We start from the raw sequence: 14,172 nt of genomic DNA, 5'->3' as shown, positions 1-14,172 counted from the left end.
AGGGAATTCGAATGTCGTTTGTTCAAAAGACCGTACTTCTTTTTATTGGTGTGCACTTTTTATCATCAGCTGTCATCTTACTCGTGTTTGATTTAAATGCTGTGAATCATTTTATGAATGATTTTTCATGGCTGCATTTTTTTCAAGACCTTTATGGTACGGGAACCTTTTATACAGCTTGCTTAGGTGTGTTCTTCTTTTTCATTGGTGCGGTTATCCCCCTGAAAAAGACCTAGTGCTTTTTGCTGTACATGATACATAAAAGTCATTAAAATTGTAAATAAATATATAAAATAAAAGGAAGCTGATGAGCATGCTGTTTTTTTATTTTTTAACATTTGCCGCATTGGGATTATCATTTTGGGCACAATTTAAAGTAAAGAATAATTTTGAAAAGTATTCAAAGGTTGAAGCATCCAGTATGAAAACAGGTGCTGAAACCGCTCGATATATTTTAGATCGCAACGGGTTATACGACGTGCCTGTTGAACCGGTAAGAGGAACTTTGACTGATCATTACGACCCGACACAGCGTGTGGTTCGTTTATCTGAACCTGTGTACTACGGCCATTCCATTTCGGCCATTTCAGTCGCATCACACGAGGTTGGACATGCCTTGCAGCATCAGGAATCCTATGGTGCGCTTGTTTTGAGACATAAGATCTTTCCTGTCGTGAATTTTGCATCTGGTGTTGCTCCGCTTCTTTTCCTTGGTGGAATTTTGCTCAGCAGCCTTAACTTAATCGGGCTTGGGATCATTTTGTTCTCAGCAGCTGTATTCTTTCAGCTTGTGACATTGCCTGTCGAGTTTAATGCAAGTTCTCGTGCAAAAGATATCATTGTTTCAGAAGGAATCATTAGAAGCAGTGAAGAAAGAGGCGTGAACAAGGTGTTAAATGCTGCAGCTCTGACGTACGTAGCAGCGGCCCTTGTCTCCCTGTTTGAATTGCTCCGTTTTGTAATGATCTTCCTAAATGGCCGTAATGATTAATTGATGCCAGAGGAGGTGAGCCCTTACCAGTGTTAGGTAAGGGTTTTTTTGTATATTTTAAACGTATTTTTAGTCATATTACTCATTGCTGCGACAGCATTTTTTGTTGTCACTGAATTTGCGATTGTGAAAATTAGAGGCTCTAAAATCAACCAGCTGATCGAAAGCGGTGATAAGAGAGCCATCCATGTTCAAAAGCTGATATCAAATCTCGACGAATATTTATCCGCCTGCCAACTTGGCATTACCATCACGGCCTTAGGTCTAGGGTGGCTGGGTGAACCGACGGTGGAGCATTTTCTGCATCCGCTGTTTGAAAAAATCGGGCTTCATTCTGCATTGACTGACATCCTTTCGTTTATCATCGCATTTGTGATCATTACGTTTTTACATGTCGTGGTGGGAGAACTCGCGCCTAAAACAATTGCCATTCAAAAGGCAGAGGCCGTCAGCCTTGTGACAGCAAAACCACTCATCTTTTTCTATAAAGTCATGTACCCGTTTATTAAAGCATTAAATGGGGCTGCACGAAGCATCGTGAAATTATTTGGTTATCATTCTGTCAAAGAACATGAAGTGGCGATCAGTGAGGAAGAATTGCGACTCATTTTATCTGAAAGCTATGAGAAGGGTGAGATTAACCAATCTGAGTACAAATATGTGAATAAAATCTTTGAATTTGATAACCGAGTGGCGAGAGAGATCATGATCCCGCGTACAGAAATTTCAGCCATAGAGATTGAACAGACCTTAGAAGACGTGACCCATTATATGCTGAACGAAAGGTACACACGCTACCCTGTTATTAAAGAAGACAAAGATCATGTGATTGGTGTTATCAATAGCAAAGATGTATTTAAGGCGAGTTTCCTAAATCAAGATGTATCGATTGAAGACTTAATGCGTCCGGTGATCCGGGTCATTGAAAGCACCCCTGTTCAAGAATTGCTCATTTTGATGCAAAAGGAACGGATTCATATGTCAGTGCTTGTAGACGAATACGGAGGTACAGCGGGACTTGTCACAGTAGAGGACATATTAGAAGAAATTGTCGGAGAGATTCGAGACGAATATGATCAGGATGAAACACCTCATATCGTTAAAAAAGGTGATTTTCATTATGTGATGGATGGGAAAGCATTGATTGATGAAGTAAATGATTTATTGGATTTAGCCATTGAGAATGATGATGTTGATACAATTGCAGGCTGGATGATGACGCATAAATTTGATTTTGACATTGGAGATACGATTGAAGCAGAAGGCTGTGAATTTACGATCATTGATGCTGAAGACCACCATATTCGAACCATTGAAGTCAAAAAGGTTCACTTTTCTTAAAAACCTCGCATTGCTTGACGAGGTTTTTTTGCTTGGTAAACTTTAGATAAGAAGATTTGTTTCACATAAAAAGGGTATGGTTTTTATAGAAACGTCAAAAAGGAGCAGCTCATATGAAAAAAATCAATGTACAAACAGACAGACGCGATGACATGCTCGACGTCACACACGAGGTTCTCCAATATGTCAGGGAAACAGGCATACAAAACGGAACTGTCATCGTCTATTGTCCACATACGACAGCTGGGATCACCATTAATGAAAATGCGGATCCAGATGTGAAACGGGATATGCTTCGCCGGCTGGATGAAGTCTTTCCGTGGAAACATCCAAAGGATCGCCATATGGAAGGAAATACGGCAGCACATATGAAAGCGAGTTATATGGGGGCGTCTCAGCATGTTCTCATTCATGATGGAGATCTTGTGCTAGGCACGTGGCAGGGAATCTATTTCTGTGAGTTTGACGGGCCGAGGCATCGTCATTTTTATGTACAAGTGATGTCAAACGAGTAAGAGATGGGGGAAATAAATGGGGGATATCAAAAAGTTGCAAATCGAACATGGAATCATCCAAGCGCCAATGGCAGGAGGAGCTGTGACACCGCAGCTGGCAGCCGCTGTTTCAAATTACGGAGGGCTTGGCAGCCTGGCAAGTGGATATGTGCAGCCTGACGATTTGAGACAGCAGATTAGACAGGTCAAACAGCTGACATCTCGCCTGTTTCAGGTCAATGTGTTTGTACCAGAGCCAATTCCTGATGTGAAAAAAGAGGATGTGGCATTTTGGGAGAGGAAACTGCCTGTATGGCCCGAAGCTCATAGGATGCCAAGCGAAGAAGAATTGTGGGATGATTTTGAACAGAAAATCAACATTCTTCTGGAAGAAGACGTTCCGATTGTTTCCTTTACATTTGCCTGTCCAAAAGAACAAACGATTCACCGCCTAAAACAAAAGGGGATCTTTTTAATCGGAACGGCCACAACAAAAGAAGAAGCACTGCTTTTAGAGGAAAAGGGAATGGATGCCATTGTTCTGCAAGGATGTGAAGCAGGAGGGCACCGCGGCACATTTTTACGTGCAAAAGGAGACGCTCTGCTGGGACTCATCAGCCTGATCTCAGATGTCAAACGGGTCTGCCGCTTGCCTTTGATTGCCGCAGGAGGCATCACGGACCGATCAGGTGTCAAAGCAGCGCTGGCGCTTGGAGCAGATGCGGTTCAAATCGGTACACGGTTTTTAGCCAGCAAGGAAAGTGCTGCGGCAGAAGTATATAAGAAGGCTATTTTACAGGCAGAAGGCAGTGAAACAAAGGTGACCAGACTTTTTTCTGGGAAAAGAGCGAGAGGTATTGTGAATCAGTGGATGGAGGATGAAAGCCTGCATGAAGATCGGGTTCTTCCTTATCCAGTTCAGCATGTATGCACAACACCGATGCGAAAAGCAGCTGCTGCCGGCGGTAACCCTGATCAAATGGCTTTGTGGGCAGGACAGGGGGTTGGACGTATTCACTCGATTTTAAGCGTTGAAGACATCATGCACGAACTGACGCAGACATAAAATCATGATGGGTGGTGTGACAGGATGGACATCTTAAAACATTCCTACCGAAAAAAAGGCCAGATTGAATTTTGGTTTGATGATTTCCCTCATTCTCCTGCTGTCCTTACGCCCATTCGTCATTACTATTTTGTTCGCTACGTGAAATGGAGCCGGCACGACTCGCCGGTTACAAGAAAAGATTTAGAAGAAATGGAGGTCCTTGCGAACACGATGCTTGGCACACTCCAAAATTATCGTAAACGCAAGGCATACAAAAGCCCCTTGTCATAACCAAGAGACAAGAGGCTTTTTTTAGCTGCCAAACATTTGCCTGAGATAAATGACATCCATCCGGGTAGTCTGCGGTAATAAATAAGCGGATTGAACCGCACCTGGCCGTCTTCTCTTATTTAGTTTGTCGATAATTTCTGCCGCTGTTAAAATTCCAAGCCCATGACCGTAATATTGATCTTCTCCTAAGTAAATCACATTTTCTCCGCGCCATTGCGACTGCTGATAGCTAAACTCTGGATTTTCGAAATATAGACAATCCCCATAGATAAAATCATTCCCGCGTTCTGTATAAATCGACAAAGTATCATAGTGCCAGTCATACAATGTTAAACTGCGAAGTCTTCGATTAAACTTCTCCTCTCCTACTGTTTGCAAGACCCCCATATAAAACACAATGACAATTGCGGTTGCACATTCAAATGCATATTTTGAACCATTTTCAAAAATGTCTTTAATGCCTCTAGATGGCTCCACTTGATAGCGCAGCTCTAGTGCTCCTGCTTCCGATACTCGCCAAAACGCATCATTTGCACGCGATCTTTGAAAGATGGCAAATGAGGCACCGCTTTTATTCAAATCTCTTGCAGCATTCATAATGTTTGATCTTAAAGTGACCTCAAATAGCAAATCAGATGCTTGCCTATAGCGGAACGTATCATTCGAGGCCTGTAACTGCATCAAAATGCTCCGCTTTTGTCCCTCTAGCTGAAACGATGCCAGCTGTTCATTTGTCACTGGCTGTCCTGAAAGGATAATCATATGAAAAGCGCCCCCTTTTGTATTAGCGTATGCAGGGTGCTTGGGCAAGGAATCAATTTGTGAAAATAAACAAAATAGCATCCTTTTTATTTGAAAAACATGAAAATACTATGAAGATGTCCGATATAAAACATATCGTTTAAAAGGAGGAAAAACATGAAAAGTGCAATAAAATGGTTGAAAAAACCATCGATTTCCAAAAGACTGATTATTTCATTCACACTTGTTCTTGTCTTGCCAATCATTACACTTAGTACGATTTCATATCAGATTGCCAAAGAAGAATTAGATCATGAAATCATGTACGGAGCAAAAGCAAGAGTCAATGATATGAATGACATGATCGAGCAAAAGCTTTTGAATAAAGAAAACGCGGTGAAACTTTTTACTCAAACAACTACTGCTGCAGACTTTAAAAAGAAAAACCAGGACGAACTGTATGAGCATTTTGAAATATACAGCAAAATCAACGAAGATGATGTGGTTGGATTTTATGCAGCAAGTAAAAATCGTGATTTCATTCAGTTTCCTAAAGTAGACATGCCAAAAGGCTATGACCCAACAACACGCGATTGGTATCAGCAAGCGATGCAGGATGAAAAAGGTGAGCCAGTTGTCACCAATCCATACATTTCTGCTACAACAAACGGCATGGTGGTTACGATTGCCCAGCGCCTGAAGGACGGGTCGGGAGCAATCGGAATCGACATTGATGTGCAAGACATTGTTGATAAAATCAAAGAAATTAAAATTGGACGAGAAGGATATCCAATTATTGCAAATAAAAGCAAGCAAATTGTTGCCCATCCAGAAGAAAAATCAGGATCTGAAGTCACAGGAAATATTTCATCAATCCTTTACAGCGGCAAAGAAGGAACATCAACTTATGAGAATAAAGGAGAACAAAAACGTATCGTTTTTGTCACAAATGATTTAACAGGTTGGAAAATTGCTGGAACGATGTTTGTATCAGAAACAGAAGAAGCAGCACAGCCAGTTTGGAATTCTGCCATTATTCTTTTAATTACTTCATTTATCCTTGGCGGTGTCGCTATCTTCTTCATCGTTCGCTCGATCACGATTGGATTGAGAAGGCTTGTTGATTTCTCAGAAAAGGTGAGTGAAGGGGATTTAACAGAAACCCTTGAAACCAAATCGAAGGATGAAATAGGAGATCTCACAAGAAGCTTCAGCAAGATGAGTGAATCTCTTCGTGACGTCATTCGCGCTGTACAGCAATCTGTCGACAACGTCGCTTCGGCTTCAGAGGAGCTGACGGCAAGTGCCAGCCAAACGAGTCAAGCAACAGAGCATATCACGATGTCAATTGAACAATTTTCAAATGGAAATGAAGCACAAAACGAGAAAGTCGAATCCAGTACGAATCAGCTTGTGGCAATGAACGAAGGATTACAAGATATGTCACAAACCTCATCTGAAGTGGCTGCTGTCTCACTTCAATCAACAGAGGCGGCTGGTCAAGGCGGCCGAATTGTTGAAAGCACAGCGAACCAAATGAAACATATTGATACATCTGTACAAGAAGCAGAACAGGTCATGAAAGAATTAGAATACAAGTCTAAAGATATTACGAGTATTTTAAATGTCATTAACGGCATCGCGGATCAAACAAACTTACTTGCGCTTAATGCAGCAATTGAAGCAGCAAGAGCAGGTGAATCAGGACGCGGCTTCTCCGTCGTTGCAGAAGAAGTGAGAAAACTAGCTGTCCAATCCGCAGATTCAGCGAAAGAAATTGAGAAGCTTATCCAAGAAATTGTGTTAGAAATTGCTAAATCTCAAGATATGTTCAAAGCAGTCAATCGAGAAGTAAACGCAGGGCTTGGTATGACAGAAGAAGCAAAAGAAAGCTTCCAGCACATTTATGAGGCGGCAGAAGGAATGTCGAAAAAACTGTCGCAATTAAACGATACAGCCATTGACCTATCAAGCGGTTCAAAGCTAGTTTCACAAGCGATGCAGGAGATGCGCCAAGTCTCGAGAGAAAGCGCAGCAAACATTCAGGACATTGCGGCTTCTGCAGAAGAGCAGCTAGCATCTATGGAAGAAATCACATCTTCTTCTGTGACACTTGCCAACATGGCAGAGGAATTAAAAGAGCTTACAAGTCAATTTAAAATTAATTAAATAATAATGAAAAAGTATCCAGAATTGTCTGGGTATTTTTTTTATTTTTAAACCTCATTTCCAGTCTCTAAAAATACACCTTTCATCCGATATTAACTTTAGAGAAGTAAAGGGGGAAAGTTAAAATGGGAAAAATGATCCAATGGTTCAAAAAACCATCCATTTCAAAAAAATTAATCATTGCCTTCTTGGTAGTCCTAATCCTGCCAACTGTGGCACTGACAATTAGTGCGTTTTTTACATCAAAGACAGAGTTAGACAAACAGATTATGGGCAGTGCGATGAGTCAGGTCAATGCATTTGATACCTTAATCAATGAGAATATTGGCAACAAATCGGATGCTGTGACACTGTTTTCAGACTCGCTCAAAGCGTCTAATCTTCAAGAAAAAAATAGAAATGCGACCATTAAAGAATTACAGCAATTTGGAAAAATTAATGAAAAGGATGTATCCGCGATCTATGCAGGCTCTGAAAAGGGATTGTTTATGCAATACCCAGTTCAAAAGATGCCAGATGGCTACGATCCAAGAGAACGTCCATGGTATCAAGAGGCATTGAAAGCAGAAAATGGCAAACAAGTCATCACAAAACCATATGTAGCAGCATCTACAGGCAAAATGGTGATCACAATTGCCCAAAAAACGAAAGATGGTTCAGGTGTCATTGGTCTTGATATGGAAATTGACAGCCTGCTTCAAAAACTAAAAGAAATCAAAATTGGGCAAAAAGGCTATGCTTTCATGATGGAGAAAGATAAAACGGTTTTAGCAGATCCAACCCAAAAGTCAGGAAGTCAGGTCAATGAAAATCTGGCCAGTATTATTTATAAAAACAAAGAAGGAAGCGGCAGCTATACCCTCAAAGGAACAGATAAAAAGGTTGCATATGTCACCAATGAATTAACCGGCTGGAAAATTGGTGGAACGATGCTCGTATCTGAAGTAGAAGAAGCGGCAAAGCCCGTTTTCAATACTGCCATTATCGTATTCAGTGTCACACTCATTGTAGCAGGAACCCTCATTTTCTTTATCGTCCGCTCTATTTCAAAAAGATTATCCAATCTTGCCCGCTTCTCGAAAAAAGTCAGCGAAGGAGATTTACGCGATAAGCTTCAGATCCAGTCAGATGACGAAATTGGACAAGTTGGTAAAGGCTTTAATACGATGATTGATTCATTGCGATCCCTCATTGGAGCCGTTCAAACTTCAGTTGAAAATGTCGCATCTTCATCAGAAGAACTGACTGCCAGCGCAGGACAGACAAGTAAAGCAACAGAGCATATTACACTAGCCATTGAACAATTCTCCAGCGGAAATGAAAGCCAAAATGATAAAGTCGAATTGAGCTCAGTCGAGTTAGAAGAAATGAACCGTGGTCTTCAACATATGAATGAATCGGCTGAATCTATTACGGCTTCATCGATCAAATCAACAGATATCGCAGGAGAAGGCGGCCAGCTTGTTGAAAAAACCGCTTCTCAAATGAATGTCATTGATCAGTCCGTGAAAAAAGCAGAGAATGTCATCAGTGCACTTGAAAGTAAATCTAAAGACATTACCCAAATTCTCGGTGTCATCAATGGAATTGCCGATCAAACGAATTTACTTGCGCTAAATGCAGCGATTGAAGCAGCAAGAGCTGGTGAATCTGGCAGAGGCTTCTCCGTTGTAGCAGAAGAAGTAAGAAAACTGGCGGTTCAATCTGCCAACTCGGCAAAAGAAATTGAGAATTTGATCAAAGAAATCGTGCAAGACATCGACGTATCCCAGGAAGTATTCACTGCGGTGAATCGAGAAGTTCAATCAGGCCTAAGCTTCACTGAACAAACGAAAGTAAGCTTCCACAATATTTTCGACATGACAAAAGAAATTTCTAACCAGCTCCAAACAATGAATCAAACCGTTGTCCAGCTTTCAAAAGGCTCTGCACATGTGTCAGAGGCTGTTCGTGAGATTGCAGACGTATCACGTGAAAGCTCGGCAAATATTCAAGACATTGCTGCTTCAGCTGAAGAACAGCTGGCATCAATGGAAGAAATCAGCTCTTCCTCTGCCACACTCTCTTCGATGGCAGAAGAATTACGCGATTTAATTAGCAAATTTAAAGTTGAGTAGACAGGAAGAAAAGAGCCTCCAGCTAGAGGCTCTTTTTTATTGGGTAAACCAAAAGAAATGGGTAATTATACTTATTTTTTGTTTTTATTGAACATTATTCCTTGAAAAATAATTCATATTACCTAAGAATAGAAGAGAAAGACCACAAATCATAAATCAAAAGGAGTAGAGTCATGAAAAAATTCAACTTTTTTAAGCACTTTACGATGTCGAAGAAATTAATTACTGCATTCTTAGCGATTCTCCTAGTGCCAATTCTCGTATTGGCCGCATTTTCTTATGAAGTGGCATCAAAGTCTCTCAATGATGAGATTATGTCTAGTGCTGCAAATGGTGTTCAACAATTAAACGAACTCATTAATAAAGATATACAGCCTAAAATTGACATTGTTTCATATTTATCCAGATCGGTCAAAAAGGAAGAATTGACTGCTAAAAACAAAGATTTACTCAAAGTGAAATTAGAGCAATTATCGGAAACAGATGACGATGTAGTAGAAGTATTTGTTGCAGATCAAAATGGTAAACTAACTGAATATTCCGAGATTCACAAAGGTAATGCAAAGAGCGCAAAAAATGAACCATGGTTTCAGCAATCGATGGGAGAGAAGAAACTCATCATTTCAGATCCTTTCACCGACAAGTCATCAGATGACCTGCTCATCACAATATCAGAACAGTTAGCAGATGGATCTGGTGTGATTGGGGTGAATGTTCGATTAAATACGGTTGTAAAAGATACAAACAGCATCAAAATTGGCCAAGAAGGCTATGCGTTTATCGCCACATCAGATCAGCGTTATGTGGCCCATAAAACCGAAAAGGCTGGGACAAAGCTGACTGGTGACTTCATCTCAAAACTATATGATAAAAAAGAAGGCAGCTTTGAATATGAATACAATGGCCAGCCGAAGCAAATGTTTTTTGACACAAATGAAGCAACCGGCTGGAAGCTAGCTGGAACGATGTATGTGAATGAAGTAAAAGAAGCCGCACAGCCAGTGCTCGACTTAACAATGATCATCCTTGCGGCTGCGATTGCCATTGGTGGAATCGCGATTTATTTTATTATTAAATCGATTCGGAAGCCACTGATAGAGCTCTCAGAATCGGCTGAGAAAATCAGTCAAGGTGATTTGACCCAGCATATTGAAGTTCGTACACACGATGAAATCGGTAAACTTGCGCAAAGCTTTAACGACATGTCAGCTAAGCTGAAACAAGTCATTCAAGCTGTCCAAAATTCCATTGAAAATGTGGCTGCCTCGTCTGAAGAGTTAACGGCAAGTGCAGGACAGACAGCTCAAGCGACTGAGCATATCACATCATCTATTGAACAGTTCTCAAACAGCACTGAACATCAAAATGATATGATCGAAAAAAGCTCAGTCCAGTTAAACGAAATGGATCGGAGCTTATCGCATATGGTTGACACAACCTCTCATATGATGGAATCGTCGATCGAATCGAGCAAAACCGCTCAGGCTGGAGGAGAACTCGTTCAAAAAACAGCAGGTCAAATGCAAACGATTGAGCAGGCAGTAAAAGAAGCAGAGCTTGTCATTGCAGGCTTGGAGCAGAAATCAAAGGATATTACAAACATTCTTGGGGTCATCAACGGTATTGCGGATCAAACGAATCTCCTTGCTTTAAACGCTGCGATCGAAGCCGCACGAGCAGGTGAAGCAGGCAGAGGCTTCTCTGTTGTCGCAGAAGAAGTTCGCAAATTGGCAGAGCAGTCAGGAAGCTCTTCAAAAGAAATTGAAAGCCTGACGAACGAAATTGTGGAGGAAATAGAAAAATCGCAGAAAATGTTTAAACAAGTAGCAGGTGAAGTACAATCTGGATTAAACATTACAGATGAAACGAAAGTGAGTTTTGAGAAAATCACTGATAAAACATCAGAAATGACAGAACAAATGAAACAAATGAACGGATCAGCCAAAGAGCTATCGCATGGCTCAAATGATATTTCTCATGCGGTGAATCAAATCAAAGAGCTCTCAAGAGAAAGCTCAGCAGGCTTCCAAGATATCGCGGCATCAGCAGAAGAACAGCTTGCATCTATGGAAGAGATCAGTTCATCCTCTGCCACTTTATCTCAGATGGCAGAAGAACTAAGGGAGCTCATTAAACAATTTAAAATGTAAGAGAGTAGCGAAACACCTGACGCCAAAACGTCAGGTGTTTTTCCATTCGATGCATATAAATTGGGTAATTTGGACTTATTTAGACTTTAATAAGTTAAAAAAGTAAAGAACCTAGTAGTACTTCCGATATATATACTATCTTACTAAAAGGAGTTTTCTTTTTTATGAAATTCATACAGTATTTCAGAAAGCCATCTATTTCAAAAAAGCTCGTATTCTCTTTCTTATTTATTCTTTTATGTCCAATCATCGTATTGGCATTCTCTTCATACCATACGGCAAGCACTTCCTTAAATGATCAAATTATGCAAAGTGCTAAGGAAAACGTAGAGCAGCTAGATAAAAATATAACGAAGGTTGTAAAAGTGAAAACAGACGCAGCCGATTTCTTTAGCAAATGGATCACGGAGAAAAAGCTCAAGCAAAAAGGAACGACCGATATTCAAGGACGCTTTGAGCAGTTCATGAGTATGAATGATGACACAGAAGGCATTTTTGTCGCTTCAAGTGACGGCAAAGTGTTTTCAAGATATCCTAATCAAAAAATGCCTGCCGATTATGTCGCAACTGAGCGGGATTGGTATAAAGACGGCTGGGCGAAAAACGGTGAGCTGTCTGTTTCAGCACCATATCCAACGGCATCAACTGGTACGCTTGTAATCACAATCTCTAAAAAACTAGAGGATGGATCAGGCGTTATTGCGATGAACCTAGACATTGCGAATCTAGTTAAAGAGTCCAATAGCATTAACATTGGGAAACAAGGCTACGCCTTTATTGGAAGTCCAGATCGTACATATGTGGCACATCCAAAGAAAAAAGCAGGAACAAAATTATCTGGTGAATGGTTAGAAAAAATGTATTCACAAGATAACGGATCGATGAGCTATATGTTTGAAGGAAAAGAAAAGCAAATGGAGTTCACCACAAACAAGGCGACTGGCTGGAAGATTGTCGGGACGATGTTTGTCAGTGAAGTAGAAGAAGCAGCACAGCCAGTCTTTAACATGGCCGCTATTATTTTAACAGGCGCGCTTATCATTGGCGGGATTCTAATCTTCTTTATCATCCGTTCCATTACAAAACCACTTTCCACTCTTGTCTCTTCTTCGAAGAAGATCAGTCAGGGAGATTTGACAGAAAAAATTGATGTCCGCTCAAAAGATGAAATTGGACAGCTTGGCACAAGCTTTAATGAAATGAGTGAGTCCCTAAGAGATGTCATTCAAGCTGTACAAACATCTGTTGAGAATGTCGCTTCATCATCTGAAGAACTGACGGCAAGCGCAGGTCAAACAACAAAAGCAACCGAACATATTACATCATCTATTGAAACATTCTCAAACGGCAACGAAAATCAAAGCGAAATGGTGGAGCAAAGCGCGGCTCATTTAAAACAAATGAATGAGGGTCTGAACGAAGTTGCCGAAACGTCTGATGTCATCACAGCGTCATCTATTCAATCAAAAACAGTTGCGGAAACAGGCGGACAGCTTGTGGAGCAAACTGTTGGCCAAATGAAGACGATTGACCATTCAGTGAAAGAAGCTGAAGGCGTGATCAACGGGCTAGAGCATAAATCAAAAGATATCACAAACATCTTAGGCGTGATTAACGGTATTGCGGATCAAACGAATTTACTTGCACTAAATGCCGCCATTGAAGCAGCACGCGCAGGCGAGTCAGGCAGAGGATTCTCTGTTGTTGCCGAAGAAGTGCGTAAACTAGCGGTTCAATCATCGGATTCAGCAAAAGAGATTGAAAAGCTTGTAAATGAAATCGTCACTGAAATTGAAACATCTCAAAATATGTTCAAAGCAGTGAATGAAGAAGTGAAGAATGGTCTTACAATTACAGATCAAACGAAAGAAAGCTTCTCACAAATAAATGAACAAACAGCGGAAATCGCAGCAAGAATTAACGAAATGAATACAACGGTGCGCGAGCTGTCGAAAGGCTCTGAGCAAATTTCTAAAGCAGTGAATGAAATTGCAGATGTATCAAGAGAGAGTTCAGCAAGTATCCAAGATATCGCAGCATCTGCTGAAGAGCAGCTTGCTTCTATGGAAGAGATTAGTTCTTCATCCACAACTCTTTCCCAAATGGCGGAAGAATTACGTGATTTAATTAAAAAATTCAAGATTAGTGAATAAGGTTAAGTGGTTCTCCTCAAGGGGAACCGCTTTTCTTTTTAACAGGACATCTCGTACAATAGAGGAAATCGAAAGAAGAGGAGAGATAGTATGCGTTTATCAGATAAGAAGGTCATTGCGTTTGTCAGCGATGATTTTGAAGATTTAGAGCTGTGGTATCCGGTTCTGCGATTAAGAGAAGAGGGAGCAACTGTCCATCTTGTAGGTGAAAAAGCAAATCATGAGTACATTGGGAAGTATGGTGTGCCGGCGGTATCCGATGCAGATTTTTATTCCATTCAAGCTGATGATTATGATGCTGTGCTTGTCCCTGGTGGATGGGCGCCTGATAAACTGCGCCGTTATCCAGAAGTATTAGACATCGTTCGTACATTTGATGCGAAGGCAAAACCAATCGGTCAGATTTGTCATGCCGGCTGGGTGCTGATATCAGCAGGAATCCTGAAAGGCAGACAAGTGACAAGTACACCAGGTATTAAAGATGATATGACAAATGCTGGTGCGGACTGGTTCGATGAGGCAGTCGTCACAGATGGCCACCTCATCTCCAGCAGACGCCCGCCTGACCTTCCGCCGTATGTGAAAGCATTTGCGGATGTGTTAGCGGCAAAATAAATGACCGACACGAAACGTAAAAAACAAAGGGCGAACAAATCAATCATTCGCCCTTTGTTCCT

Annotated in this window: 12 protein-coding genes and 3 pseudogenes; 14 read left to right on the top strand and 1 reads right to left on the bottom strand. The window is 41.0% G+C overall.

Annotated elements, in window-relative coordinates; genetic code table 11:
• Window positions 1–11 precede the first annotated feature (11 nt).
• From NSS76_RS14850 to NSS76_RS14825, 6 genes are all read left to right on the top strand, one after another.
• The gene (locus tag NSS76_RS14850) at window positions 12–236 is read left to right on the top strand and encodes a hypothetical protein (RefSeq protein WP_024423289.1); all 225 of its coding nucleotides are present in this window, start codon (window positions 12–14) and stop codon (window positions 234–236) included.
• Between the two features lie 80 nt (window positions 237–316).
• On the top strand, window positions 317–991 hold the full coding sequence (locus tag NSS76_RS14845) for a zinc metallopeptidase (RefSeq protein WP_024423288.1): 675 nt from the start codon (window positions 317–319) through the stop codon (window positions 989–991).
• A 48-nt stretch (window positions 992–1,039) separates the two neighbouring features.
• Entirely contained in the window at window positions 1,040–2,332 is a 1,293-nt protein-coding gene (locus NSS76_RS14840; protein WP_024423287.1) for a hemolysin family protein, read from the top strand.
• Window positions 2,333–2,445: 113 nt separating this feature from the next.
• On the top strand, window positions 2,446–2,847 hold the full coding sequence (locus NSS76_RS14835) for a secondary thiamine-phosphate synthase enzyme YjbQ (RefSeq protein ID WP_103131543.1): 402 nt from the start codon (window positions 2,446–2,448) through the stop codon (window positions 2,845–2,847).
• A 16-nt stretch (window positions 2,848–2,863) separates the two neighbouring features.
• Entirely contained in the window at window positions 2,864–3,892 is a 1,029-nt protein-coding gene (locus tag NSS76_RS14830) for a nitronate monooxygenase (protein ID WP_341082409.1), read from the top strand.
• 24 nt (window positions 3,893–3,916) lie between these two features.
• Window positions 3,917–4,165 (top strand): hypothetical protein, encoded by a 249-nt coding sequence (locus tag NSS76_RS14825; protein ID WP_024423284.1) that lies wholly within the window; start codon window positions 3,917–3,919, stop codon window positions 4,163–4,165.
• A 21-nt stretch (window positions 4,166–4,186) separates the two neighbouring features.
• On the opposite strand, the gene NSS76_RS14820 is transcribed toward NSS76_RS14825, so the two are convergent.
• On the bottom strand, window positions 4,187–4,927 hold the full coding sequence (locus tag NSS76_RS14820) for a protein-glutamine gamma-glutamyltransferase (RefSeq protein ID WP_024423283.1): 741 nt from the start codon (window positions 4,925–4,927) through the stop codon (window positions 4,187–4,189).
• A gap of 156 nt (window positions 4,928–5,083) precedes the next feature.
• On the opposite strand from NSS76_RS14820, the pseudogene NSS76_RS19685 reads away from it, so the two are divergent.
• The 8 genes and pseudogenes from NSS76_RS19685 to NSS76_RS14795 all read left to right on the top strand — a co-directional run.
• Window positions 5,084–6,133: pseudogene (locus NSS76_RS19685) on the top strand (cache domain-containing protein); the annotation flags it as partial.
• Entirely contained in the window at window positions 6,125–7,075 is a 951-nt protein-coding gene (locus NSS76_RS19680; RefSeq protein ID WP_370880891.1) for a methyl-accepting chemotaxis protein, read from the top strand. The pseudogene NSS76_RS19685 and the gene NSS76_RS19680, both read left to right, overlap by 9 nt.
• Before the next feature lie 125 nt (window positions 7,076–7,200).
• Window positions 7,201–8,247, top strand: a pseudogene (locus NSS76_RS19675) (HAMP domain-containing protein); the annotation flags it as partial.
• The gene (locus NSS76_RS19670; protein WP_370880890.1) at window positions 8,242–9,192 is read left to right on the top strand and encodes a methyl-accepting chemotaxis protein; all 951 of its coding nucleotides are present in this window, start codon (window positions 8,242–8,244) and stop codon (window positions 9,190–9,192) included. The pseudogene NSS76_RS19675 and the gene NSS76_RS19670, both read left to right, overlap by 6 nt.
• 173 nt (window positions 9,193–9,365) lie before the next feature.
• Window positions 9,366–10,403: pseudogene (locus NSS76_RS19665) on the top strand (HAMP domain-containing protein); the annotation flags it as partial.
• The gene (locus NSS76_RS19660) at window positions 10,395–11,342 is read left to right on the top strand and encodes a methyl-accepting chemotaxis protein (protein WP_369880186.1); all 948 of its coding nucleotides are present in this window, start codon (window positions 10,395–10,397) and stop codon (window positions 11,340–11,342) included. The pseudogene NSS76_RS19665 and the gene NSS76_RS19660, both read left to right, overlap by 9 nt.
• 164 nt (window positions 11,343–11,506) lie before the next feature.
• Window positions 11,507–13,495, top strand: coding sequence for a methyl-accepting chemotaxis protein TlpB (gene tlpB, locus NSS76_RS14800; RefSeq protein ID WP_044332499.1), 1,989 nt, complete (start codon window positions 11,507–11,509; stop codon window positions 13,493–13,495).
• A gap of 90 nt (window positions 13,496–13,585) precedes the next feature.
• Window positions 13,586–14,110, top strand: coding sequence for a type 1 glutamine amidotransferase domain-containing protein (locus NSS76_RS14795; RefSeq protein WP_024423278.1), 525 nt, complete (start codon window positions 13,586–13,588; stop codon window positions 14,108–14,110).
• The last annotated feature ends 62 nt before the right edge of the window (window positions 14,111–14,172 follow it).

The organism is Bacillus sp. FSL R5-0654, assembly GCF_038008745.1.
Lineage (GTDB): Bacteria > Bacillota > Bacilli > Bacillales > Bacillaceae > Bacillus > Bacillus safensis.
Note: the sequence above shows the minus strand (reverse complement) of the source record. Positions and strands in the feature narration are given on the sequence as shown.